Source organism: Ensifer sp. Root954, assembly GCF_001429005.1.
GTDB lineage: Bacteria > Pseudomonadota > Alphaproteobacteria > Rhizobiales > Rhizobiaceae > Ensifer > Ensifer adhaerens.
The window spans coordinates 1-23,028 of the sequence record NZ_LMJM01000004.1; the positions used below are offsets into that span (position 1 = coordinate 1).

At 60.8% G+C, this 23,028-nt stretch carries 21 protein-coding genes; 14 read left to right on the forward strand and 7 right to left on the reverse strand.

Features of this window, described 5'->3' with window-relative positions:
- Nucleotides 1-577: 577 nt before the first annotated feature.
- From ASE71_RS04580 to ASE71_RS04635, 11 genes are all read left to right on the forward strand, one after another.
- On the forward strand, nt 578-832 hold the full coding sequence (locus tag ASE71_RS04580; protein WP_034798574.1) for a type II toxin-antitoxin system VapB family antitoxin: 255 nt from the start codon (nt 578-580) through the stop codon (nt 830-832).
- Nucleotides 832-1,218 carry a type II toxin-antitoxin system VapC family toxin gene (locus ASE71_RS04585; protein WP_060520810.1) on the forward strand — a complete coding sequence of 129 codons (387 nt, stop codon included), beginning with the start codon at nt 832-834 and terminating at the stop codon, nt 1,216-1,218. Before ASE71_RS04580 ends, ASE71_RS04585 begins: the two co-directional genes overlap by 1 nt.
- A gap of 201 nt (nt 1,219-1,419) precedes the next feature.
- The gene (locus tag ASE71_RS37570) at nt 1,420-1,725 is read left to right on the forward strand and encodes a hypothetical protein (RefSeq protein ID WP_060520811.1); all 306 of its coding nucleotides are present in this window, start codon (nt 1,420-1,422) and stop codon (nt 1,723-1,725) included.
- 1,044 nt (nt 1,726-2,769) lie between these two features.
- Nucleotides 2,770-3,552: a GntR family transcriptional regulator gene (locus ASE71_RS04600; RefSeq protein ID WP_060520812.1), complete on the forward strand. Its 783-nt coding sequence runs from the start codon at nt 2,770-2,772 to the stop codon at nt 3,550-3,552.
- Nucleotides 3,553-3,580: 28 nt separating this feature from the next.
- Nucleotides 3,581-4,696, forward strand: a complete 1,116-nt coding sequence (locus tag ASE71_RS04605; protein WP_060520813.1) for an ABC transporter ATP-binding protein — start codon at nt 3,581-3,583, stop codon at nt 4,694-4,696.
- A gap of 7 nt (nt 4,697-4,703) precedes the next feature.
- Nucleotides 4,704-5,633 (forward strand): ABC transporter permease, encoded by a 930-nt coding sequence (locus ASE71_RS04610; protein ID WP_244496934.1) that lies wholly within the window; start codon nt 4,704-4,706, stop codon nt 5,631-5,633.
- Nucleotides 5,634-5,638: 5 nt separating this feature from the next.
- A complete protein-coding gene (locus tag ASE71_RS04615) occupies nt 5,639-6,520 on the forward strand; it encodes a carbohydrate ABC transporter permease (protein WP_060520845.1) in 882 nt (293 codons plus the stop codon).
- Nucleotides 6,521-6,559: 39 nt separating this feature from the next.
- A complete protein-coding gene (locus tag ASE71_RS04620; RefSeq protein ID WP_060520815.1) occupies nt 6,560-8,128 on the forward strand; it encodes an extracellular solute-binding protein in 1,569 nt (522 codons plus the stop codon).
- Nucleotides 8,129-8,192: 64 nt separating this feature from the next.
- On the forward strand, nt 8,193-10,517 hold the full coding sequence (locus tag ASE71_RS04625) for a DUF4962 domain-containing protein (RefSeq protein WP_060520846.1): 2,325 nt from the start codon (nt 8,193-8,195) through the stop codon (nt 10,515-10,517).
- 16 nt (nt 10,518-10,533) lie between these two features.
- A complete protein-coding gene (locus tag ASE71_RS04630; protein ID WP_060520816.1) occupies nt 10,534-11,283 on the forward strand; it encodes an SDR family NAD(P)-dependent oxidoreductase in 750 nt (249 codons plus the stop codon).
- A gap of 7 nt (nt 11,284-11,290) precedes the next feature.
- The gene (locus ASE71_RS04635) at nt 11,291-12,574 is read left to right on the forward strand and encodes an SGNH/GDSL hydrolase family protein (RefSeq protein ID WP_063891244.1); all 1,284 of its coding nucleotides are present in this window, start codon (nt 11,291-11,293) and stop codon (nt 12,572-12,574) included.
- Between the two features lie 94 nt (nt 12,575-12,668).
- Here the strand turns inward: ASE71_RS04635 and ASE71_RS04640 are convergent, their stop codons facing one another.
- The 7 genes from ASE71_RS04640 to ASE71_RS04670 all read right to left on the reverse strand — a co-directional run bounded on the left by ASE71_RS04640 (nt 12,669) and on the right by ASE71_RS04670 (nt 20,340).
- The gene (locus ASE71_RS04640; protein ID WP_060520818.1) at nt 12,669-13,859 is read right to left on the reverse strand and encodes an MFS transporter; all 1,191 of its coding nucleotides are present in this window, start codon (nt 13,857-13,859) and stop codon (nt 12,669-12,671) included.
- A 175-nt stretch (nt 13,860-14,034) separates the two neighbouring features.
- Entirely contained in the window at nt 14,035-14,466 is a 432-nt protein-coding gene (locus ASE71_RS04645; protein WP_060520819.1) for a hypothetical protein, read from the reverse strand.
- Complete coding sequence (locus tag ASE71_RS04650) at nt 14,453-15,454, reverse strand: alpha/beta fold hydrolase (protein WP_060520820.1); 1,002 nt, start codon at nt 15,452-15,454, stop codon at nt 14,453-14,455. Before ASE71_RS04650 ends, ASE71_RS04645 begins: the two co-directional genes overlap by 14 nt.
- A gap of 188 nt (nt 15,455-15,642) precedes the next feature.
- The gene (locus ASE71_RS04655) at nt 15,643-16,614 is read right to left on the reverse strand and encodes an ABC transporter permease (RefSeq protein WP_110819009.1); all 972 of its coding nucleotides are present in this window, start codon (nt 16,612-16,614) and stop codon (nt 15,643-15,645) included.
- A gap of 11 nt (nt 16,615-16,625) precedes the next feature.
- On the reverse strand, nt 16,626-17,606 hold the full coding sequence (locus ASE71_RS04660; RefSeq protein WP_060520822.1) for an ABC transporter permease: 981 nt from the start codon (nt 17,604-17,606) through the stop codon (nt 16,626-16,628).
- On the reverse strand, nt 17,603-19,144 hold the full coding sequence (locus ASE71_RS04665; RefSeq protein ID WP_060520823.1) for a sugar ABC transporter ATP-binding protein: 1,542 nt from the start codon (nt 19,142-19,144) through the stop codon (nt 17,603-17,605). The genes ASE71_RS04660 and ASE71_RS04665 overlap by 4 nt, the downstream gene beginning before the upstream one ends.
- A 71-nt stretch (nt 19,145-19,215) precedes the next feature.
- Entirely contained in the window at nt 19,216-20,340 is a 1,125-nt protein-coding gene (locus ASE71_RS04670; RefSeq protein ID WP_034798635.1) for a sugar ABC transporter substrate-binding protein, read from the reverse strand.
- Nucleotides 20,341-20,679: 339 nt separating this feature from the next.
- Here ASE71_RS04670 and ASE71_RS04675 point away from each other — a divergent pair, with 339 nt between their 5' ends.
- The 3 genes from ASE71_RS04675 to ASE71_RS04685 are packed head-to-tail and all read left to right on the forward strand — an operon-like array spanning nt 20,680 to nt 22,883.
- On the forward strand, nt 20,680-21,591 hold the full coding sequence (locus tag ASE71_RS04675) for an SMP-30/gluconolactonase/LRE family protein (RefSeq protein WP_060520824.1): 912 nt from the start codon (nt 20,680-20,682) through the stop codon (nt 21,589-21,591).
- A gap of 15 nt (nt 21,592-21,606) precedes the next feature.
- Nucleotides 21,607-21,831 carry a tautomerase family protein gene (locus ASE71_RS04680; RefSeq protein ID WP_060520825.1) on the forward strand — a complete coding sequence of 75 codons (225 nt, stop codon included), beginning with the start codon at nt 21,607-21,609 and terminating at the stop codon, nt 21,829-21,831.
- Complete coding sequence (locus ASE71_RS04685; RefSeq protein ID WP_244496935.1) at nt 21,828-22,883, forward strand: LacI family DNA-binding transcriptional regulator; 1,056 nt, start codon at nt 21,828-21,830, stop codon at nt 22,881-22,883. Before ASE71_RS04680 ends, ASE71_RS04685 begins: the two co-directional genes overlap by 4 nt.
- Nucleotides 22,884-23,028 lie beyond the last annotated feature (145 nt).

Here is a 23,028-nt window from a genome sequence, read left to right on the forward strand (position 1 = left end):
ATACAGCAACCCAAAACCGCTGGAGCAAACTCAAAACTGGATAAAACTTGGGGGCAAGGTCACCAGGGTTCTCTTCCGGTGCTGGCCGGAGAGAGACGTTCTCACTGTCGCCGAGTAGAGCCCGGGAGGAATGTTCAGCCCGTCAATGTGGACATCACTCTGCGCTATGAGGCCTACGATTTTTCCTCGCCTCGGCATTTATACTCCTCGCGGATTTCTTCGGAGCGGCGCTGCTCTTATTCCACGGCGCACCAGTCGCGAATATGCGAGATTGCAAACCGCATCTGAAGCCCGCGATATTCTACGACCAATTTGTCCGCTTCGCGGCGCATGAACTTGGCAACGTAGTTGCGAACCGCACCCGCCTCGTCGACCACTTCGAATACATACGTATCAGGTATCGATAGTGATGGGTTTGACGGCGCAAATCGCTAGATCCTGTATCCAGAGCCCCTCTAGGGCCGTCGGAAGAAACATTTTCGCCGACGTCCCCTTAAGCCCAACCCCTCGCATTGCCCGTGCAGAGCGACTGTGCTATAGGTAGAATATAGACATTTAGGAACCATGGTCGACAAGAATGGCGCTGAGCATCAAAGACCACGACACTGAACAGCTGGCCCGCACCCTTGCCGAACGGACCGGCGAAAGCATCACACTCGCAACCAAGCGCGCGCTCGAAGAGCGCCTGCGACGGCTTGGCTCTGACTTGCGCAAAGCCGCTCTCCTCGAGGACCTCGAAGCGATCCAGCGACGCTGGAACGCTCGGCCCGTTCTCGACAGCCGCACAGCCGACGAAATTCTCGGCTACGACGAGAACGGACTGCCATCCTGATGGTCATCGATACCTCCGTCCTTGCCGCCATCGCCTTCAATGAGCCGGAAGCGGCGGCTTTCCGCGAGCGCATTGCAGACGACCCCGTCAGGCTCATCTCCGCCGCGACCGTCCTAGAGGCTGCCATGGTGATCGAAACTCGACTTGGGGAGGCCGCAGGCGCCGATCTCGACCTCTGGCTCTACAAGGCAGAAGTCGAAATCGTCCCAGTTACAGCCGAACATTCCGATCGTGCGCGGCGCGCCTGGCGTCGCTATGGTAAGGGACGTCATCCGGCCAGCCTCAACTACGGCGACTGCTTTTCCTATGCTCTTGCGGCGCTTTCGGGAGAACCGCTCCTCTACAAAAGCAACGATTTTTCGCAAACCGACATCGAGGCGGCGTGAGGACGAATTCCTGGTGGCTCGAAGCGGCCCAGCAAAAGCGCCCACGGACGTGTCGGCGACCACACAAAGCGGCAAGCGGAGCCAGAGCGGAAAATCCTGCTTGATCGACGAGGTATGGCTGTGCGCCGTAGAAGGCATTCCGGGTTCGGAGCGCCGCGTGATGTCGGCACACGGCGATCTCTATATCAACGGCCTGCCGAAATGAGCGAACCCGCCTCAGAATCCGTCCTCAAACGCGCTGAAGAACTCAACGCGCTCGACGCCATCCTGCCCTTCGATCGCCGCGGTCGGCTTGCGGCCCTCCTAACCAACGACGATGTCGCCACGCTCAAGCATCTGGCCAGCGAGGGCGAAGTCATTTCGTTTCGAGCCCTGCTACTTGGACTTTTGGAGAGCGGGACGGCTCGGCCTCCCACCGAGCGCCGGAGATTTGCGAAGCGCTTCGTCGCCCCTCAAGCTTGGTTAATTCGTTCGCCGCCGTTGGAAGTAATCTGGCGGGACCTGTAGCTCGATGGTTAGAGGCCGCTCAATGGGTCGCAGGTTAGAGTCCTGCCGGGCTCACCATGCCCTTAGGATCGAAGTCCGCCGTCCATGCTTTTTGGGTCCCGCCCGATTGATCTCTCTTGGGCGTCAATCCGAAGTGCTGCAGTGTAGCCGCTTTGGGCCGAAAGAAGCCATCGCGCGCTATTGGCCGCTGATTTCAACCAGTCTCGGGTGCTGATAAATAGTAGGACGGCCAGCGTGATCTCGCGGCAGCAACGTGACGTCAATCGGTCGCCCGACCCCGTTCTAAAAATAACGGCGATCGCGTCCCTGAGGACTTTTGACAGGCCGGGGACATTTAGTCCACCCAGACTCTGCCCGACTAGCACGACTCTTTTGTTCGCCGGGTTTTGAGCTGGGGACCTTGTCGCCAAACCACTTCAGGATGGCGTGCACTGCGACTGACGCGCTGAGGCGCCAGTCGTAGAGGAATTGCAGGACCGAGCTTAAATATGGATGGCCTGCCCAACGGTCGGAGCCCCACCGCGATGAATGATCAAGTCCGTCGGCCTGATTGCACTGAAACCGCCTGATCCGTTGCCGCTGGTCATCAGGTCAAGCGGCCATCGAAATCAGTAAGCCGGTGCGGCAATGTCGGGTCCAGACAAGTTGGCGACATTTGAACATCCGCTATTCGCGGAGTATTCGAACGACGCTGCGAACGGACGCGTGGCAGGTGTTCACTTCCAACGCTTATGACGCTCAGACAAATGTAGGTACATTCTAATTTAACGTGCGACACGCCAATGATTTCAATGGTTTCCCCTTGGATATTTTGGCATGTCTCGACGCTATTCACAGCTGAATCTGGCCGATCGACGCCGCCTCTTCCACTTTGTCGAACGAAAAGGACAGCCATAGTCAGACCCTCGGAGGCGCCTTCATTGACCGCAATATAGTTCCAGTGCCTGCAAGTTTAACGCGGTCGACTGTCAACGTGGATTTCACCTTGACAACCGCGTCATGAGACATCACTCTCGCAACTAAGATATCAGTTTGCGGAATGATATGTCTCAAATTGTCGAAATTCCTGCCTTACCCCTTGAAGAATTGCTTCGTTCCTTTCCGAAGGAGGGACCGGGCAACACCACGGCCAAGGTCTATCGGCTGCTTCGACAATTGATCGTCGAAGTCAGGCTTCTGCCCGGACGGGCGTTGCCCGAAAAGGAAGTGGCCGCGATCCTCAACGTCTCCAAAACCCCGGTGCGTGAGGCGATCATCCGGCTATCCGAGGAGGGCTTGGTCAAGGTCGTGCCACAGGGCGGCACCTTTGTCGCGACGATCGAGGTGCAGCGCTACATCGAGGCCTGCTTCATTCGTTTTCGCCTCGAGTCGGGCGCAGCGGCAGAGGCCGCCAAGCGGCATACGCTGGAAGATCTTGGCCGATTGGAGCTCTCTCTCAACCAGCAGATCGCGGCTGTCGCAAACGAGGACTACACGCGTTTCTTCGAGCTGGACGAGGACTTTCACCGGGTGATCTTTTCGACGGCGCGGCTGAGCGGCGTCTGGGCCTTTGTCAATCAGGCCAAAGGCGAGATTGACCGGATGCGCCATCTGAAGATGGTGTTCGGCGTGCGCAGGACCGGCGAGGTCATCCACGAACACCGCGACATCATCGATGCGATAAGGGCCGCATCTCCGGATGAAGCGGTGGCCGCTATGACCCGGCATCTTGGCTCTCTCGAAGCCAAGATCACAGAGCTTTCACGCGATCCGAAACTGTGGAGCTACATCGAATCGATCAATGCAACCACAACAGAAAAACGGAAACCACGGCGCAGCCTGACCTGAGGTAGGCGCCGTCGGGAGGAAAACTGAAATGTCTGCAGTGGAATTGAACGACGTAGTGAAACGCTACGGCGCACTCGAAGTCGTGCACTCTGTAAACCTGAATGTCGAACGCGGGGAGTTCGTCGTTCTCGTCGGGCCGTCGGGATGCGGCAAGTCAACGACCTTGCGGATGGTGGCGGGCCTGGAGGAGATTTCCGGCGGAACGGTCTCGATCGGCGGGCGGCTCGTCAATCGGGTCGCGCCAAAGGACCGCGACGTAGCGATGGTGTTCCAGAACTACGCGCTTTATCCCCACCTCAATGTCGCTGAAAACATCGCCTTCGGCCTGCGCGTAAGGCGTGAAAAGAAGGACGCAATCGAAGCGGCCGTCAAGGAAGCGGCGGCTATCCTCGACCTCACGCCCTACCTTGCACGCAAGCCCGCGGACCTGTCGGGTGGCCAGCGGCAGCGCGTTGCCATGGGGCGGGCGATCGTCCGCAAGCCGCAAGTCTTCCTGTTCGACGAACCTTTGTCGAACCTCGATGCCAAGCTTCGCACCCAGATGCGCGCAGAGATCAAGCGGCTTCACAAACGCATGGGCGTCACCAGCATCTACGTCACCCACGACCAGATCGAGGCGATGACGCTGGCAGACCGCATCGTCGTCATGAACGGCGGCCGCGTCGAACAGGTCGGCACACCGATGGAGCTTTTCCTCAAGCCGGCCAATGCCTTCGTTGCAAGCTTTCTCGGTTCACCACCCATGAACCTCCTGCGCGCAACAGTCGTTTCCGTGGACGGTGAACTGCAGGCGCGCATAGACGCTGCCGACGCGGAAGCCGCCCTCCTCAGATTACCGATGGCAATCGTTACATCCCTGCGCGCCGATCAACGTATCCTGGTCGGCCTCCGGCCCGAGCACGTCGCGGTCGGCAAGCAAGCGAGCGGAGACGTCCAGGAAATCGCCGCGACAGTCGACCTCGTGGAGCCGCTTGGGTCCGAGGCTCTTCTGCACACCAGGATTTCCGGCCAGCCGATCGTCGCCAAGATCGAAACGCCCGCCGATGTCGAGGCGCTCTCGCAGATCGGCAAGCTGCAGATACCGGTGGGCCGTCTCCATGTTTTCGACGCCGAGAGCGGCAAAGCCGTCAACGGTCATGCGTGAGGCGAGGATGACATCGATGATCGCCGGATATTTCAAGCGCCTTGGCGAGGACCTCCGGAAAGACTGGCAGCTTTACCTGCTTATCCTTCCGATGCTCCTTTGGTTTATGCTCTTCCTCTACAAGCCCATGGAAGGGCTGCAGATTGCGTTCAAGGATTTCAGCCCGTTCCGCGGTATCGCCGGAAGTCCCTGGGTGGGTCTTGAGAACTTTCGCACCCTCCTTGGCGACCAGATCTTCATCCGCGCATTCGTCAATACGATCACCATCAGCGGCCTCGGGCTGATCTTCGCCTTCCCCGTACCTATCGTGCTCGCCATCATGTTCAACGAGCTCCAGAGCGAGTTGGGCCGCAGGTTTTCCCAGACCATCGTCTATCTGCCCCACTTCATCTCCGTGGTGATCGTCGCGGGCATTGTGATCAACCTGCTGTCTCCCACGACAGGCGTGGTCAACCTCATTCTGTCGAGCCTCGGCCTTGACCGGGTCTACTTCCTCACCCAGCCGGAATGGTTCCGTACCGTTTTCATCGGATCGAACATCTGGAAGGAAGCAGGCTTCGAATCGATCGTCTATCTCGCGGCGATCGCCGGCATCAGCCCGACGCTCTATGAATCGGCCCGGGTCGATGGCGCATCGCGCTGGCAGATGATGTGGCGCATCACGCTTCCGTGCATCCTTCCGACGATCATCATCATGCTGATCATCCGCATCGGCAACCTCGTCGAGGTCGGGTTCGAATACATCATCCTGCTCTACCAGCCGGCAACCTACCGCACCGCCGACGTCGTCTCGACCTACGTCTACCGGACGGGTCTGCAGGGTACGCAGTACGACCTTGCCACCGCCGCCGGCCTCTTCAATGCGGTCATCGCCTTCGCTCTCGTCTTCGCAGCCAACCGGATCAGCCGGAAGGTTTCGACAACCTCGCTCTGGTGATCGTCATGGCTAGCTTCAATCTCTATTCTCGCGGCGACCGGATCTTCGGATATGCGAACGCGACCCTGATCGGGCTCTTCGTCCTTTCGACGCTCTACCCGTTCATCTACATCCTGTCGGTATCGATCTCGTCGGGTGCCGCAGTCACCTCGGGTCAGGTCGTGCTGTTGCCGAAGGACCTGACACTTGCGGCCTACGAATTCGTTCTTTCGGATCGGCTCTTCTGGATCGCCTACGGCAATACCTTCATCTACACCTTCGGCGGCACGGCGGTCAGCCTCGCGATCATGATCCCTGGCGCCTATGCGCTGTCGCGTGCCCGCCTAAGGGGGCGCAAGATCCTCAACATGATGGTCGCGTTCACCCTGTGGTTCAACGCCGGCATGATCCCATTCTTCCTCAACATGCGGGATCTCGGGCTGCTCGACTCTCGGTTGGGCATCATCATCGGTTTTGCCTGCAACGCCTTCAACGTCATCTTGCTGCGCAACTTCTTCGAGGCCGTGCCGAAATCCTTCGAGGAGGCCGCCAAGATGGATGGCGCCAGCGAGTTCCAGCTGCTTTGGAAGGTTTTTATCCCCTTGTCCAAACCGGCGATCATCACGGTTGCGCTGTTCTGCATCGTTTCCAGGTGGAACAGCTACTTCTGGGCCATGGTGCTGTTGCGCGGCGAGGAGAAGATCCCGCTTCAACTCTACCTCAAGCGGATCATCGTCGATCTTACCGCCAACGACGAGTTCGCAAGCAGCCTGTTGACGTCTCGTTATTCGTTCGAGACCGTCACCGCGGCGATCATGATCGCTTCGATCATTCCAGTGCTGCTCATTTATCCAAGCATCCAGAAATACTTCAACAAGGGCATCACCCTTGGCGGCGTGAAGGAATAACGGCCGTCTCAGTCAGTTCTGTTTAAGGAGGAGAATGGAATGAGATATATTCGAGACACGTTGGCGCTGCTTGCCACCTGTGCGTTGCTGCAATCGGGCCCTGTCTATGCGCAAGACGCTTCGACGAAGATTACGGACGACCCGCTCGAGCTGACGATCCATTTCCATTTCCGTGACAAATACGTCTACACGGAAGACTGGCCCGTCGAGAAGAAGGCGGCCGAATGGACCGGGATCCACGTGAAGAATGTCGCCTCGCTTGCGACCAGCAGCAGCCGGGATGCGTTCAACTTGCTGATGGCCTCCGGCAACCTGCCGGACATCGTTGGCGGCGACGTCACCGGCGGGCTGAAGGACGACTTCATTCGCTATGGCATGGAGGGCGCCTTCATGCCCCTGGATGACCTGATCGAGGAGAACGCCCCCAACCTCAAGAAGTTCTTTGATGAGCATCCTATCGTGCGCCAGGCCATCAGCGCACCTGACGGTCACATCTACTTCATCCCCTACGTGCCCGAAGGCGAGTTCTCGCGTGCCTGGTTCATCCGCCGGGACTGGCTCGACAAACTGGGCCTGAAGGTTCCGGAAAACGTCGACGAACTCTATGCCGTTCTCAAGGCTTTCCGCGAGAAAGACCCGAACGGCAACGGCAAGAAGGATGAAGTTCCCTACTTCGCGCGCGAGCCGATCGAAGCAGTCCGACTGATCAACATGTGGGATGCCCGCGTGTCCGGCTCGGAACGCTACGGCGACTTCATGATCGAAGACGGCAAGGTCGTGCATCCCTGGACAACGCCGAACTATAGGACCGGCATTTCCAAAGTTGCGCAGTGGTTCAAGGAGGGCTTGATCGATACGGAGGTGTTCACGCGTGGAGCTCGGGTGCGTGAATACATGCTCGGCAACAATATCGGGGGCATGACGCACGACTGGTTCGCAAGCACGTCCAACTACACCGACGCTCTGAAGGACAGCGTTCCAGGCATCGACTTCGCGCCGATGCTGCCGCCGAAGACCGTGTCCGGGAGGCGCTTCGAGGACAGCCGGCGTGCGACCGTTCAGCCGGCAGGCTGGGCGATCTCCTATTCGAACCAGCACCCGGTCGAGACGATCAAGTACTTCGACTTCTGGTTCTCCGAAAAGGGCCGGATCCTGTCGAACTGGGGCATCGAGGGCGAGACCTATGACATGGTCGACGGCAAGCCCGTCTACAAGCAGACCGTCCTTCACAACCCCAAGCCGGTGAACGCCCAGATGTGGGAAATCGGCGCCGGCGTGCCGCGTGGCTATTGGGCCGCCTATGCCTCCGAGGAGCAATGGACGAACAAGATGGCTCTCGACGGGATCGCCATGTACGAGAAGGAACCAGGGCTTCTGCAGCCTGAGTTTACCGGCGTCTCGATGAACAGCGACGAGCGCGCCGTTTACGACAAGTACTGGCCGAGCCTTCTCACCTACATGATGGAAATGCAGCAGACCTGGGTCCTCGGAGCCCAGGATGTGGATGCCTCCTGGGACGGCTACGTCGCCCGCCTCGACCAACTCGGCTACGCCAAGGTCTCCGAGGTGATGCAGGCGGCCTATGACCGCCAATACGGAAAGAACTGATCCGATTATCGGGCGCGACCGGGTCGCGCCCGCCTCTATCACGTATTCAAAGGACGTCATTTCGATGCCCAAAACCGCTGAAGCACCCCGCCTGCAATATCTCGATGAGCCAAAACCGGGGACCCTGACGATCGGCTATCAGCCGGCCGGCGAAAGCTCTGTCGAAAATCCGCCCCGTTTCAGCTGGCTGCCGGCCCTGAACGACGATGCGCGCTATGTGGTGCGGATCTCGAGCGATGCGGGCTTTGCGCCCGAGCGGACGCTGGTCTTCGACAATATCGCCTGGAACTTCCTCACCCCGGATACAGCGCTCGAACCCGGTTCCTACTGCTGGTCATTTGCCCTTTGGAACGATGCCGAAAAGCGCGCGGCCTCCGATTGGAGCAGCGTGCGTGAATTTACGCTCAAGCCGGGCCTTCCCGAGACGGCCTTGCCGCGCGCGGCAAAGCGGCGCGACATCATGGATCTTCGCCATCCCCGCCTGTGGCTCAATCCGGATGGCATCACCAACTTCCGCGGCCGGTTGCAGGAGGATCCTGATTGCTGCGGCTGGAAGACCTTCTACGTGAACTCGGTGGAGCCGTGGCTCTCGCGGAGCCTGATCGCCGAACCGCAACGTTACCCGGATAATGTGCGCACCGCCAAGCTCTGGCGGCAGATGTATATCGACTGCCAGGAGGCGATCTACGCCATCCGGCACCTGGCGATTGCAGGTGTCATCCTGGATGACGCAGACATGATTGCGCGGGCCAAGGACTGGCTGCTGTCGGTCGCGACCTGGGATCCGCAGGGAGCAACGGCCCGCTCCTACAATGACGAGGCGGCATTCCGCGTAGTGACCGCGCTCGCCTGGGGCTACGATTGGCTATACGACCATCTCGATGACGGTGAGCGAGAGCGCGTGCGTCGTGTGCTCCTTGCGCGGACACGCGAAGTCGCAGACCACGTGATCTGGCGTGCGCGCATCCATGTTTTCCCCTATGACAGTCACGCGGTGCGCTCGCTTTCGGCGGCCCTCACGGCGGCTTGTATCGCGCTGGCCGGTGAGGAAACGGAAGCCGAGTGCTGGCTGGACTATACGGTCGAATTTCTTTTCACCCTCTATTCGCCCTGGGGCGACAGCGACGGCGGGTGGGCGGAGGGTCCACACTACTGGATGACCGGCATCGCCTATCTGACGGAAGCCGCCAATCTCATCCGAAACTTCCTCAAGGTCGATCTCTATCGGCGGCCGTTCTTCCAAAAAACAGGTGATTTTCCGCTCTACACGAAGGCGCCGGGTACGAGGCGGGCCTGCTTCGGAGACGACTCCACCCTCGGCGATCCGCCTGGTCTCAAGGTTGGCTACAATGTCCGCCAGTTTGCCGGCGTCACCGGCAACGCCCATTACCAGTGGTATTTCGAGCGGCTGAAGGCGGATGCCGCCGGTACCGCCATGGAATTCTATAACTACGGCTGGTGGGACCTCAATTTCGACGAGCTTGTCTATCGGCACGATTACCCGCAAGTCGAGGCAAAGGCGCCTGCCGACCTGCCGCCGGTCAAGTGGTTCAGGGAGATCGGCTGGGTTGCGATCCAGAAACACATGGACGATCCCGATCGCCACATCCAGTTCCTGTTCAAGAGCAGCCCCTTTGGTTCCTTGAGCCACAGTCACGGCGACCAGAACGCATTCCTGCTCTATGCCTTCGGCGAGGATCTGGCGATCCAGAGCGGTTACTATGTCGCCTTCAACTCGACCATGCATCGCAGCTGGCGCCGGCAGACCATATCCAAGAACGCCGTCCTCATAGGCGACAGCGGGCAATACGCCGAAGGCGACAAGGCGATCGGCAAGAAGGCGGGAGGTCGGATCACGGCGGTGCGCGAGGAGCCGACGCATGTCTTCATCAGCGGCGATGCCACGGCGGCCTATCGGGCGAACAATCCGCTGGTCCTCAGGGTCGAGCGAGACATCCATTTCGCCAGCAGCGACTTTCTCGTCATCGTCGATCGCGTCGAATGCATCGAACCACAGCCCCTCAAATGGCTAATGCACTCCGCCCATCAAATGGACGTGGGCAGCAACAGTTTTCGTCTGACCGGCGAACGGGCGGGGCTCTACGGGCAGTTCGTGTTTTCAACCGCAGGGCCGCCGCAGATACGCATGATCGAAGGTTTCGAAGGCGTCGATCCAACCGAAATCGAGGGCCTGGCCACCCAATATCACATCGAGGCAACGCTTCCAGCGTCCACCAAGCAGACCCTGGTGACGCTTCTCGTTCCCTATGCCCTTAGCGAACCCCGGCGGGTCTTTCACTTCGTCGATGACCAGGGCTTCAGCGCCGACCTCTATTTCACCGATGTCGACGACAACCAGTTGCGCATCATCATCCCCAAGAACTTCTGATCGGAAAGGAAATGTCATGAACGGACTGAAGGACAAGGTCATTTTAGTAACTGGCGGCGGCCGCGACATCGGCAAGGCCTGCGCCGAGAGGCTTGCCCGCGACGGCGCGAAGGTCGCAATCACCTACCTTGGCTCGGCGGCTGGCGCCGAGGAGTGCGTGACGGCGATAACGGCTTCCGGTGGCAAGGCGATCGCCATCAAGGCGGACATGACCGTGGCCGCCGATGCACAAGCGGCTGTCGACGGGGCAGTTGCCGCGTTCGGTCGGCTCGATGGGCTGGTGCATGTCGCCGGCGGACTTTTGGCGCGCAAGACCTTGCAGGACATGGACGAGGCGTTCTTCCGGCAGGTGATCGACGTCAATCTCACTTCACTCTTCAATGCATCCAAGGCGGCCGTTCCGGCGATGGCCGACGGTGGCGCGATCGTCACCTTTGCCTCACAGGCCGGCCGCGATGGCGGCGGCCCTGGTGCGTTGGCCTATGCCACCTCGAAGGGGGCGGTCATGACCTTCACGCGTGGTCTTGCAAAAGAACTCGGACCAAGGATCCGCGTCAATTCGGTTTGCCCGGGCATGATCTCTACGACCTTCCACGACACGTTCACCAAGCCGGAAGTGCGCGAGCGTGTCGCTGCCGCAACCCCGGTCAGGCGCGAGGGCCGATCGGACGAGGTCGCCAATCTGGTCGCCTTCCTTGTCTCCGATGAGGCGTCGTTCATCACCGGCGCCTGCTACGATGTAAACGGCGGCACGCTGCTTTCCTGATATGGTCATGACAGTGCGATTTCCGATCCATGGCAAGCGCGTCGCCCTCATCGGCACGTCGCTTGTCCAGCAGAACCACCACGCAGGCGACAGGCACATCCACTCCTGCGCCCGCGGGTGGGCGACATGGGCGGAGGTTCTCTCCGCCGGCCAGCTCGACATTACGGTGTTTCACGATCCGCGCGTATTTCCCGGCTGGGAGCCAAGCGGCAGGATCGGCGTCACCCGTGGCTTCGGCGGACTGAACGCCGGCGTTTCGGGGCAGAAGGCCCGGGACATCGCACAGCGTCTCGAGGAGGTCTTGAAGCTCGATTTTGACCTGATCGTCGTCGATGCCGGCACGAACGACATGATGGTTGAGACAAAGGAAGTCATCCAGTCTATCCGCGAAGCGGTCGTTGATCGACTGATAGCGGCTGGAAAGACGGTGATCCTGCTGCCAATCCTGGCGCGTGGCACGCAGAAATGGGTCGCCGGCGGATCGGAACGGGCAAAAGCACACTGGATCAACCAGAAGAGCCTCGCCTTTGCAGCCATGAGACCGCACTGCCACGTCTTCGACTGGAATTCCGTCTGGGTGGACCCTTACTCTGCCGATGGGGCGCCACACGATGATTTCTCCGACGACGGCACGCACTTTTCGGTTCCGGGCGGTTACGCGGTCGGCAAGGCGTTGGCAGCCTATCTTAGTGGCTTCCTCGCTCCACCCGCTCCTCGAATATGGGCGCAGGACGACCGTTTCGATGCAGTCAACAACCCGATCGGCAACATCCTGCCAAATCCTCTTCTTGCCGGGAACGGAGCGTTGGCCGAGGGATTGGCCGTTTCTCACGGTCGAACGACTGCAAGCCGGATCATCTGCCAGCCCGACCGCATGGCGAACTGGCAGGAGGTCGGTGTGGCGATCGACGGGTGCCGCGTGGATCTCCTGCCGGACGCTTTCGTTAATCCGCTGCCGGCGGGCACCTGGGTGCAGGCAAGCGTCCAGGTGGAAGTGCCCGCGCACGGTGACTGGCGGGACATTTCGCTGATCCTGGAAGATGGTGCGGCGGAGGGCCTGGTGTCGCAGGCGCTCGCTCCGTTCGATCTCGGTGATGGAAACCTCGCACCCTTTCCGAGGGAGGCGTGGTCGGGCGTGTTGAGGACACCTCCGATCAAATTGAAGACGCCGATGCAAGATCTCCGGCTTGGGCTCAACCTGCAGGTTGGTCCGACAAGACAACCATCAAGCATGCAGTTTTCAAGCCCCGAGTTGCGTCAGGTCATGCCTCCACAGAGCCAGCTGTTTTGACGTGAATGGCCATGGCTCGTCGCAACACGCGCTGAACGCGGCCCACAGAGGACCAAATCCGGAGGCGATACTCCAAAATCCCATGAGTTCCGATTTACGTGGCAGGGCTTTTGGCTTGGCCTGGAATGCGTTCTCGTGGTCTTTCTGCTAACCTCGACGACCAGAACGCGCAGAAACTCGCGCCCACGGCAAGCGCTGCAATGATCGCTCCAACCCACGGCAGGGCGTGGACTGAGAGGTTTGCAAGCGCGATCCCCCCAACTGCCGTCCCGAGCCCTACACCGATGTGCATTGTCGACAGGTTCAGGCTTATGCCGGTATCGGCCGTCTCCGGCCCGGCTGAGTTCAAGAAGCTTTGTACCACCGGCGAGATCATCCAGCTGATGCAGGCCCAGATCATCAGCACGCTGAACATCACCCATGAGCTGCCCTCGACCAACGGTATCGCGACAAGGGCGAGCAGGTAGGCCGTCGGCGTGAGCAAAAGGACGTTGCGCGGCGAAAACCGGTCGGCAAGCCAACCACCGAGATAGCCACCGCTCACGCCGGCAATACCAAGGACCGCAAAGGCTATCGCGATGTTTTCCGCGGCAACGCTGGCAATCTCAACGAGGTAGGGGCCAAGAAAGGCGAACAGCACGAAGTGCCCGCCAATCATCAGAATGGAGACAAACTGGCCCGCAACGAGAGGCGGCTTTCGCAGGTGGTCCAGATACCTTGGAAGCGCGGCTTTACGGCGAGCGGAGACCGGAACATGCCGCCAGCTTGCCAACCACACCAAGCCGGCAAGCAGGGACAGTGCGATGAAGACGCCCCGCCAGCCGATAAGTCCGCAGATGAAAATTCCCGCGGGAACGCCGAGCACCAGCGAGCCACTGATCCCCATGAAAATGATGCCGATGGCTCGACCTTTCATGTCTTTCGCGACCAGCTCGGTCGCCAACATCGTTGCCAGAAGGCAGACGGTCGCGCTCGCCATGGCCATGCCGATGCGGGCGACGACAAGCGTTGCGAAATTGGAGCTCGCTGCCGCACAGAGATTGCTAACGACGAACAGGCCCAGAGCACAAAGAAGAAGGCGCCTGCGCTCGATCTTCATCGTAAGGACGAGCGCCAAGGGCGCCGTCAAGGCAAACACGATCGAAAAAACGGCCGTCAACTGCCCGGCAAGCGCGATCGAAACGCCAAGCTCGCCGGCGACATCGGAGACGATGCCGACTATGATGTTTTCGGCGGTTCCTGTGGCAAATGTCGCAAATGCGAGCAAGACAACGATAGGGTTCATGCGCCCGTTCTCCCTGCATGATGACCCATGCGGGCACGAACCAGCGATCGCCCCGACATGGAATGGACATGTCGGGTTTCGAGGCAGAGCTTCGGTTATCCCTATGGCAGCTTGACTAGCACGTCGGTGCCCGAGCCGGAAGCCCCTCTCGGCCACCTATACGAGCACTGCGCCGTCAGCCACCCGCGTGCCGTCGCGGCCGATTGCACCGCAGAGGCCAGGTCACGACACCTCCCGCAAAGACAGCGACCCAGACGACGACCGGTTGCAGCGGCAGCCTGACGGCGTGATACAGCCACTGCCAAGGAGCGACTTCCGGCGCACTCAGGCTGTCCAGCGCATGCTTGATATTGGCCGGAAAGACGAGCACCGCATAAAGGGCGAGCGCAATGCCGGCATATTTGCGAAGAGCCGGGATCAGCAGACCGATCGCTCCTGCGATCTCGCAAAGTCCTGTCAGCAAGATCACCTCTGGCGCGTCAGGCACCCACGAAGGGGTGATGGCGACAAAGGGCGCTGGAAAGGCCACGTGCAGAACGCCCGCCGTTCCATAGAGCGCGACCATGCCTGCCCTGCACCTCAACCGCCAGAGATCAACGCTCGCCATCTGCCGCGATCCGCTCTTCGAGCGTCCTTGCCACGGCGCTCAGATCGACTTTCCGGCCACTGATCTTTTCGATCGCCGCGACGGCCAGATCGCTTGCGACATAGTCCGACTTGTGCCCGAGGTTGTGCACGACCATAAGCCTCGCGCCGCGGATATCCCGGGCCAGGTGCCGTGCATGCACATTGGGTGAGACAATCCTGTCGACATCGCCGGTGATGATGACCGTCGGCGCCTTGATCTTGCGGTATTTCCGACTTGCCGTCCGGGTCCAGTCGTTGAGTGCCGCCACTTCCTGGGCATTGTGCCGGAAGGCTGCGGGCCTGAGGGCCTGCAGTGTCCGGGCTTCACGCAGATAGTTTTTCGGCATTTTGTTCGGCGCAAATGTCGCGCGGGTCGCGCTGCCGATCGCAAGAAGGCCGATTGGCGGGGCGATCAGAGTGCTGAAGAGCGCACCCGACACAGGAACGGCTGCTGCGTCATAATACCAGGCGACGCCGCCGTTCCAGGGGTAGACGGCTGGCGACAGGAAGACGAGACCGACAACCCTTTCGGGATGACGCACGGCAAGGGCCGCTGCGATCGCGCCGCCAAAGGAGTGGCTGACAATGATCGCCTTCGGAATCCCGCGCCTTGCCATAAGACTTGCGATGGCGTCCGCCTGTCCGTCAGGCAGTATGTTTTCAGGTCCGCCGACATCCGAGCCGCCATGTCCCGGCCGATCGACGAACAAAAGTGTCGCTCTTCCTTCGAGCTTCCCGCGAAAGGCATACATCGGGTCGTAAAGACTGGCGCTGGCACCGTGGATGAAAACGATCGGTGGCAGGCTCGTCTGCTTGCCGGGTTTAAGAAGTACGCTGTTCAGACTGAAGCCGCCGACATCGATGCGAACCGGCCGCGCCTCGTCCGCGATCGCCCTGAGCGGCTCGAAAATGGTCCCGATCAAAATCAGCAGGCTTAGGACTACCTGAAATCTTGCGCGCGCTTTCATGTTGCTCCTGAAGAATAGCGACCTTCAGGAATATACGTGTGAGAAGCGCAATCGGTTTTGGTCTCTAATCCGGTGTGGTTCGCGACAGCATCGAACACTATCCAACCGTCTATGCGGCGGAACTCCGTCGCATCGCCGAGAGCAGCGTCAAGGTGCGATGCCGAGTGACGTGTCGCGAGCCCGCATTCCTACCGGCTCGCCGGCGCGCGACCATAGAGCAGAAGCATCAGGATAATCACCACACCGTAGATGATCTGGCGCCCGGCTTCGGGCATCTGCGTAACGGAAAGGATCGATTGCAGGAGCGTGATCAGAATGACGCCCGCCACCGTACCGAGATAGGATCCCTTCCCGCCGAGGATTGACGTTCCTCCAAGGACGACCGCCGCAATGGCCGGAAGAAGATAGGCATCACCCATGGATTGCGCGGCCTTAGAGGCATAGCCCGCGAGCAGCACCCCGCCAAGGGCCGAAAGCCCGCCCGAGGCGGCAAAGGCAATCATGACGATGCGGCGGGTGTTGATGCCGGAGAGATAGGCCGCACGCTCGCGATTGCCGATGCCGTAGACCGCGCGCCCGAAGCCCGTCCGGCGCAGAAGAAAGACCATTGCCGCGCCGATCAGCGCCCAGATGAAAACCACGTTCGGAATACCGGGAACCAGAGCACCGGTGGCGAGATAGCGCATGGCTGCGGTGGCGGAATCCTGTGGCGAGAAACCGCCCGTGTAAACCACCATCACGCCTTGGGCGACGGCATTGGTCGCCAGCGTCACGATCATCGAGGGGATGCGCAGATAGGCAACCCCGACGCCGTTGATGAGCCCGATGCCGATGCCGCACAGGACGCCGAAGGGAATGGCAAGCGCTGTCCCGACCGGACCGTAGGCCGCGGCGGCACAGGCCATCATCGCGCCCGTGGCAACAGTCCACGGCACCGAAAGATCGATCTGGCCGAGCAGGATGACGAGCATCATGCCGGTGGCGATGATGCCGAGGAAGGACGCCACCTTCAATTGTTGCAGCAGATACTCCGGCGACAGGAAGCTGCGCGAATAGAGGCTGCCGAGCACAAGCAGCAGCAGGATGCAGCCGAACGCAGTGACCACCGCCGGGTCGAGATTGCGTATGAAGGTCGATTTGCGTCCGGTTGCGCCAGTCATTGCCGTCTCGCTCACAGGAACCACTCCAATCTATTGCGCACCCTGAAGAGCGCAAGGGCCCCGAGGCTGATGGCCGCCAGCAGGATCAATCCCTGGAACAGCGGTTGCCAGAGCGGATCGAGATCGAAAACGAACAACAGGTCGCCGATCGTGCGGAATGCCAGCGCACCGAAGACCGCGCCGATGGCGCTGCCCTTGCCGCCGAACAGCGAAACGCCTCCCAGCACCACGGCTGCGATCGAAAACAGCGTGTAGGCGTTGCCGCTGGCGAGTGCTGCGTCGCCGGTATAGGTAAAAAAGGTGAGAAACAGCCCCCCGAGAGCGGCGACCAGACCCGCAAGCGTGTAGGCGAGCAACTTGCCGCGGCGGATCGGCATGCCGGACATGTAGGCGGCCGTCTCGGAGGAGCCCACGGCATAGGCTGCACGCCCATAGACCGACCGGCTGAAGGGCACCCATATCACGACGACTACCGCTGCAAGCGCGACGAGGCTCGCCGGCACAACTGCGAAAATCCGGCCGGTCAGGGCATCCGCGAGCCCCTCGTTGACGGATCCGCCGGGAAAAGGCCGCAGCAACAGGGCAAAGCCGAAATAGACCGCCCCCGTTGCGATCGTCGCCACGATCGGCTGCAGCCGCCCATAGATGACAATGGCGCCATTGATCGCGCCGCAGGAGGCCCCAACACTCAGGACGACGAAGACGCCGAAGGCCGTCTCAAGCGGCGAGCCAACGACCAGCCACGAGGCCAGGCAGTTGGTGAGAAGGAAGATCATGCCGACCGAGAGGTCGATGCCGGCGGTGATCACCACCATGGTTTGAGCCATCGCGACAAAGGCAAGCAGCACGCCTTTGTTGGCGGCCGTCTGGATAACGTTGGCGGTGAAGCCGGCCGGATGGTTCGATGTGTAGATGATGAACATCACCACGAAGATCGCAACCGCCGCCAGCGTGCCCCGATACTCCGTCAGTCGGTACCGCCAGTCGTTCATTGGATGGGCTCCCGGTGGCTTGGGTCTGCGGACGGAATGTTGAGTGCGCTCGCAATCAGCGCGCGCTCCGTTATCTCAGGGCCCGCCAACTCCCGTTTTACCGCCCCGTCATAGAGCACGAGGACCCGGTCGCAGCAGCCGATGAGTTCGGCATAGTCGGTCGAATAAAAGAGGATAGCCGCGCCTTCGTCCGCCAGACGCCGCAAGAGCTGGTAGATCTCCTGCTTGGTGCCGACGTCAATGCCGCGCGTGGGGTCGTTGAGAAGGACGATGCGCGGCTGCCGCATCAGCCATTTCGCAATGACGACCTTCTGCTGGTTGCCGCCCGAAAGCGCCCCGACCGGCGCGTCAATGTTGCCCGCCTTGATGGACAGCAACGTCATCATCCGGTCGATAGCGCTCTCTTCTTTGGCGCGATCGATGATCCCGCCGCGCGTCAGCCGGTCGAGAGAGGCGAGCGAGAGATTGTCACGCACCGTCATCGGCAGCATCAGCCCCTCGGTCTTGCGGTCCTCGGGAATGAGCGCCATGCCGATGCCGTGCCGGCGCGCCTGCGCAGGGCTGCCGATGCTGATCGCTCTGCCGTCGACGAGAACCGTGCCGCGCAGCCCGCGCAAGACCCCGAACAGCGCCAGGAGGAGGTCGCGCTGTCCCTGCCCGTCCAGCCCGCCGAGACCGACGATTTCGCCTGCACGCAATGAAAACGAGATGTCGTGAAGACGGTTCGCCCAGGACAGATTTCGCGTCTCAAGGACGGGTGCCGCTGGTGCAAGCGGGCCCGGCTTGGGTGGATAGACGCTATGATATTCACGACCGATCATCATCTCGATGACCTCGCTGTCGCTCCTTGTCCCTGCCGCGTAGCTTGCAACCTTGCTGCCGTTTCGAAACACGGTGCAATCGTCTGCCAGTTCCGCAATCTCGTTCATCCGGTGCGAGATGTAGACAAGCGCCAGCCCTTCAGAGCGCAGCCGCTTCAACACGGCAAAGACCTTGGAAACATCGGCCGCCGTGAGCGCCGACGTCGCCTCGTCGAGAATGAGGATGCGTGGCTTGCGCGCGAGCGCCTTGGCGATCTCGACGATCTGCTGGCGCGACAGCGGCAGGTCCTTGACCAGCGCCAGAGGGTGGATGTCTGCCGCACCGGCACGCGCCAGCGCCTCTTCTGCCAGACGCCGCTGGGCCTTGCGGTCGATCATGCCGAACCGGGTCGGCGGATTGAAAATGACGATGTTGTCGGCAACGCTGAGTTCCGGGATCAGCGACAGCTCCTGGAAGACGCAGGCGATGCCGGCGGCGTTGGCGGCGGCCGGTGACGCAAACGTCACGGGCTGTCCATCGAGCGTCATCTGCCCCTCGTCGGCGGCCACAACGCCCGCCATGATCTTGATGAGCGTCGACTTTCCGGCACCGTTCTCGCCGAGAACGGCGTGAATGGCGCCGGTCCTGACGGACAGTTCGGCATTTTCAAGCGCCCGCACCCCGCCATAGCGTTTCGATATGCCTTCCATGCGAAAGAGCGGTGCGCCGCTTTCCATTGCGCTCTCCGGAAAACCGTTGTTGACGACAGGGCACTGCACAGCTGTGCGGTGCCCTGATCCTGATCGAACTACTGGTTATCCTTGCTCTGCTTCATGATCTCCTGGGCGGAGAAATTGATCCCGCAGGTGGGGAACGAATTGCCGACGAAGAAATTGTCGGACTCCGCCTGGAAATAATCCTGGCCTTCCTTGAAGTTCGGATCTTCGACGATGGCCAAGGGCAATTTGACCGACTGCGGCACCACCTGACCCTCGAGCGCGGCAATCGCCGTCTTGATGGCGACGGCCACTTGCGCGGGTCCGGTTCCAGCCGACGAGCATTTCAGGCCGTCGGCGGCATGTGCCGCACAGAACTTGCGAAATCCGTTTTCGGTTTCGCCGCCGAAAGGCACGAAGGGGTGCTTTGCGTCGATCATCGCCTGAACGATGCCGGTGTCGCCGCCCTGCCCGGTAATGCCGTCGAAGGGGCCGCTGGTTGCGATTGCGTCCGCAGTCACCTTCTGGGCGACGCCGTCGTCCCATTTGCCCATGACCTCGACGACCTCGAACTTCTTGCCCGACGCCTGGAGCTTCTCATGGATGCCGTCGTGCCTGTCGGTATCGACAGACGTGCCGGCGACACCGCGCACCTCAAGCACCTTGCCGCCATCAGGCAGATGTTTGACGAGCCAGTCGCCCCACAATTGCCCGAGCCCCTTCTGGTCGACATTGACGTTGATGGCGTCCTCGGTGTCGAGGATGTTGTCGAAGGCGACCAGCACCACGCCAGCTTCCTTCGCCCGCTTGATGACCGGCGCAAACGCCGTCGGATTCTGGGCATTGACGACGATCGCGTCATAGCCGGAGTCGATGAAGTTGTTGATCGCCGAGATCTGGGCCGGCACATCCTCGCCCGTCGAAACGACCTTGAACTCCTTCAGTTTGGCTGCGACGTCGGGTTGAGCGGCATAGGCCTTGGCGGTCTGCACCATCTGGATACGCCAGGTGTTGGCGATGTAGCCGTTGGCAAGTGCTATGCGATACGGGCCGTCCTTTTTCGGGAACTTGAAGAATTTCGTGTCCGCCGACCACGGCGCGAAACATTCCGGCTCGGCTGCAGGCCCTGAAACGATTTCCGGATCTGCATAGGCAGCAGATCCCAGCATGAAAAAGGCAGTGGCGGCAACGATGCCGCCAGCGAGTGACTTCACCATCGACATTTCCTCCCATTGGCGCGCCACTTGTTTGTTCTCCAGCCCGGGGATGAAACTCACCCTCGAGCGGCACGAACTCCTGCGGCACCGGCACGCTGGATGCCTGCGTTCACCATTGACGAGGCGCTCTGGTCTCCTCCCGAAAACACCGCTGTCTCTTAATTAGGTAGCGCTACCACATGCGATTGTAAAGTAACATTTGCGGATTACGGAGGACCGAATATCACTGGTTTAAGATCGAAATCAGCCTGATTTCGACGTCTCGAAAGGAAGCCTATTTCCTTCCGCGATGATAGCGCTATCATATCGCGACGCTTAAGAATACGCATGAGGGACCCCATGGCCGAGGATTTCGAGATCGTAGACCCGCGCTTTGCCCGGCTGGTCAACCACAGCGCCCGCGTGGAGCAACTTTATACGGGGTGTCGCTGGACCGAGGGGCCGGCCTATTTCGCCGCCGGGCGCTATCTCGTCTGGTCGGACATCCCCAACGACCGGATGCTGCGCTATGACGAAACCGATGGGCATGTGAGCGTCTTCCGGCAGCCGTCGAACTTTTCAAACGGCAACACCACCGACCGACAGGGCCGCCTGGTAACCTGCGAGCACGGCGGCCGCCGCGTGACCCGCACGAACCATGACGGCAGCATCACAACCATCGCCGATCGCTGGAACGGCAAGCGGCTCAACTCACCGAACGATGTCGTCGTGCGCTCCGACGGGTCGATCTGGTTTACCGATCCTGCCTACGGCATCGAGAGCGATTACGAAGGCCACAAGGCGGAAAGCGAAATCGGCGCCTGCCATGTCTATCGCGTCGACCCGGCGACGGGCGCGGTCACTGCCGTCATTAAAGACATGGTGCGGCCGAACGGCCTTGCCTTCACCCTTGACGAAAGACGGCTCTACGTCGTCGACACCGGCCGGACGCACGGCCCTGACCTTCCGGCGCATATGCGTGTCTTTAATGTTGATGAAGCGGGCTCCGTGTCGGGCGGCGAGGTCTTTGCCGATTGCACCGCCGGGCTGTTTGACGGCTTCCGTCTGGATGACGAGGGCCGGATCTGGACAAGTGCCCGCGACGGCATCCACTGCTATCACCCGGACGGCACTCTGCTCGGCAAGGTCAGAGTGCCTGAAAACACCGCCAACTGCGTGTTCGGCGGGCCGAAGCGAAACATCCTCTACATCTGCGCAACCAGTTCGCTTTATGCCGTTCGGCTGATGGTCAACGGCGCACGTCTCTACTGAGGCAGGAGGTCAATCATGCCGTTCGGGCGGATCACCATCGTACGAGAGGTCCTCGGCGACGATCCTTCGGTCAAGAAAGCTGCGATCGCAAGCAAGGTCGTAACGGCGATTGCCGAAGCGACCGGGCTTGCCGAGCGTGAAATTTCCGTCGTCTTCGATGAGGTCGACGCAAGGAACTGGTATGTCGGCAACACCGATGTGGAGACCTTGCGCGCGCGCAACCGGCAGGGATCGACGTGACGGACGACATCGTCTCCAGAGACCAGGGGCGCAAGGCAAGCCGGCGCGGCAGTGGCAGGCCGACGATCGCCGACGTCGCCAAACTGGCCGGCGTCGCGGCGATCACCGTCTCGCGCGCGCTGCGCGACCCATCGCTCGTTTCGGCCGAACTGCGCGCCGAGATCGATACGGCGGTGATCCAGCTTGGCTATGCGCCCGATCCCAATGCTCGCGCGCTCGCGTCCGCGCGAGCCGATGTGATCGGCGTTCTCGTGCCGTCGCTGACGAACATCGTCTTCGCCGACACCCTTCGAGGCATCTATGACGGGCTCGGCGACGGCCCGCTGCAGATCCAGATGGGCAACACCCACTACTCTCCACGGGAAGAGGAACGGCTGATCCGGATGTTTTTGGGCCAGCGGCCATCGGCGTTGATCGTGTCCGGTATCGACCAGACCGAAACGACCCGCAAACTGCTCGAGAGCGCGGATTGCCCCATCGTGCAGATCATGGAATATGGCGAGGATCCGGTCGATATGCTGGTCGGCTTCTCCCACTTCGATGGCGGCAAGGTGGCCACCAATCATCTGATCGAGGCGGGATATCGCCGCATCGGCTTCATCGGCGCCCGAATGGATCCACGCTCGCAGCGCCGCCTCGCCGGCTACCGCTCGGCGCTCGAGGCCGCACAGTCCTTTGATCCCAAGCTGGTGACAACCACGTTGACGCCGTCTCGCGTCTCGCTCGGCGGGCAGCTCCTGGCCGACGCATTGGCAAAGGTCGCCGATCTCGACGCCGTCTTCTGCAACAATGATGACTTGGCCATGGGCGTGCTGTTTGAATGCCAAAGGGCAGGCATCGCCGTGCCGCACCGCATGGCAATTTGCGGCTTCAACGACCTCGACATGATGCACGTCGCCTATCCGTCGCTCACCAGCATCCGCACGCCGCGCTATCAAATCGGCCGACAGGCTGTACAGATGGTGCTTGATCGACTGGCTGGCCTGCCAATCGCATCGCCAATCGTTGACCTGGGCTTCGAGCTCAAGGTACGTGAAAGTACGATGCAATGACAACGCACCGCGCTGGAACCGAGCGGATCGGAACATCCGGAAACTTGCCGCAGACACCTCATCGCCTCGTCAATACCTCTGCTTCGAAGGCTGAGGCCTTGGTGGTATCGTCGGGCGGCTAGCTACCGCCCACTGAAGCGTCCGC

Coding starts and splice junctions, on each gene's coding strand:
- ASE71_RS04580 (WP_034798574.1), top strand. CDS start 578: ATGGCGCTGAGCATCAAAGACCACGACACTGAACAGCTGGCCCGCACC.
- ASE71_RS04585 (WP_060520810.1), top strand. CDS start 832: ATGGTCATCGATACCTCCGTCCTTGCCGCCATCGCCTTCAATGAGCCG.
- ASE71_RS37570 (WP_060520811.1), top strand. CDS start 1,420: ATGAGCGAACCCGCCTCAGAATCCGTCCTCAAACGCGCTGAAGAACTC.
- ASE71_RS04600 (WP_060520812.1), top strand. CDS start 2,770: ATGTCTCAAATTGTCGAAATTCCTGCCTTACCCCTTGAAGAATTGCTT.
- ASE71_RS04605 (WP_060520813.1), top strand. CDS start 3,581: ATGTCTGCAGTGGAATTGAACGACGTAGTGAAACGCTACGGCGCACTC.
- ASE71_RS04610 (WP_244496934.1), top strand. CDS start 4,704: ATGACATCGATGATCGCCGGATATTTCAAGCGCCTTGGCGAGGACCTC.
- ASE71_RS04615 (WP_060520845.1), top strand. CDS start 5,639: ATGGCTAGCTTCAATCTCTATTCTCGCGGCGACCGGATCTTCGGATAT.
- ASE71_RS04620 (WP_060520815.1), top strand. CDS start 6,560: ATGAGATATATTCGAGACACGTTGGCGCTGCTTGCCACCTGTGCGTTG.
- ASE71_RS04625 (WP_060520846.1), top strand. CDS start 8,193: ATGCCCAAAACCGCTGAAGCACCCCGCCTGCAATATCTCGATGAGCCA.
- ASE71_RS04630 (WP_060520816.1), top strand. CDS start 10,534: ATGAACGGACTGAAGGACAAGGTCATTTTAGTAACTGGCGGCGGCCGC.
- ASE71_RS04635 (WP_063891244.1), top strand. CDS start 11,291: ATGACAGTGCGATTTCCGATCCATGGCAAGCGCGTCGCCCTCATCGGC.
- ASE71_RS04640 (WP_060520818.1), bottom strand. CDS start 13,859: ATGAACCCTATCGTTGTCTTGCTCGCATTTGCGACATTTGCCACAGGA.
- ASE71_RS04645 (WP_060520819.1), bottom strand. CDS start 14,466: ATGGCGAGCGTTGATCTCTGGCGGTTGAGGTGCAGGGCAGGCATGGTC.
- ASE71_RS04650 (WP_060520820.1), bottom strand. CDS start 15,454: ATGAAAGCGCGCGCAAGATTTCAGGTAGTCCTAAGCCTGCTGATTTTG.
- ASE71_RS04655 (WP_110819009.1), bottom strand. CDS start 16,614: ATGACTGGCGCAACCGGACGCAAATCGACCTTCATACGCAATCTCGAC.
- ASE71_RS04660 (WP_060520822.1), bottom strand. CDS start 17,606: ATGAACGACTGGCGGTACCGACTGACGGAGTATCGGGGCACGCTGGCG.
- ASE71_RS04665 (WP_060520823.1), bottom strand. CDS start 19,144: ATGGAAAGCGGCGCACCGCTCTTTCGCATGGAAGGCATATCGAAACGC.
- ASE71_RS04670 (WP_034798635.1), bottom strand. CDS start 20,340: ATGGTGAAGTCACTCGCTGGCGGCATCGTTGCCGCCACTGCCTTTTTC.
- ASE71_RS04675 (WP_060520824.1), top strand. CDS start 20,680: ATGGCCGAGGATTTCGAGATCGTAGACCCGCGCTTTGCCCGGCTGGTC.
- ASE71_RS04680 (WP_060520825.1), top strand. CDS start 21,607: ATGCCGTTCGGGCGGATCACCATCGTACGAGAGGTCCTCGGCGACGAT.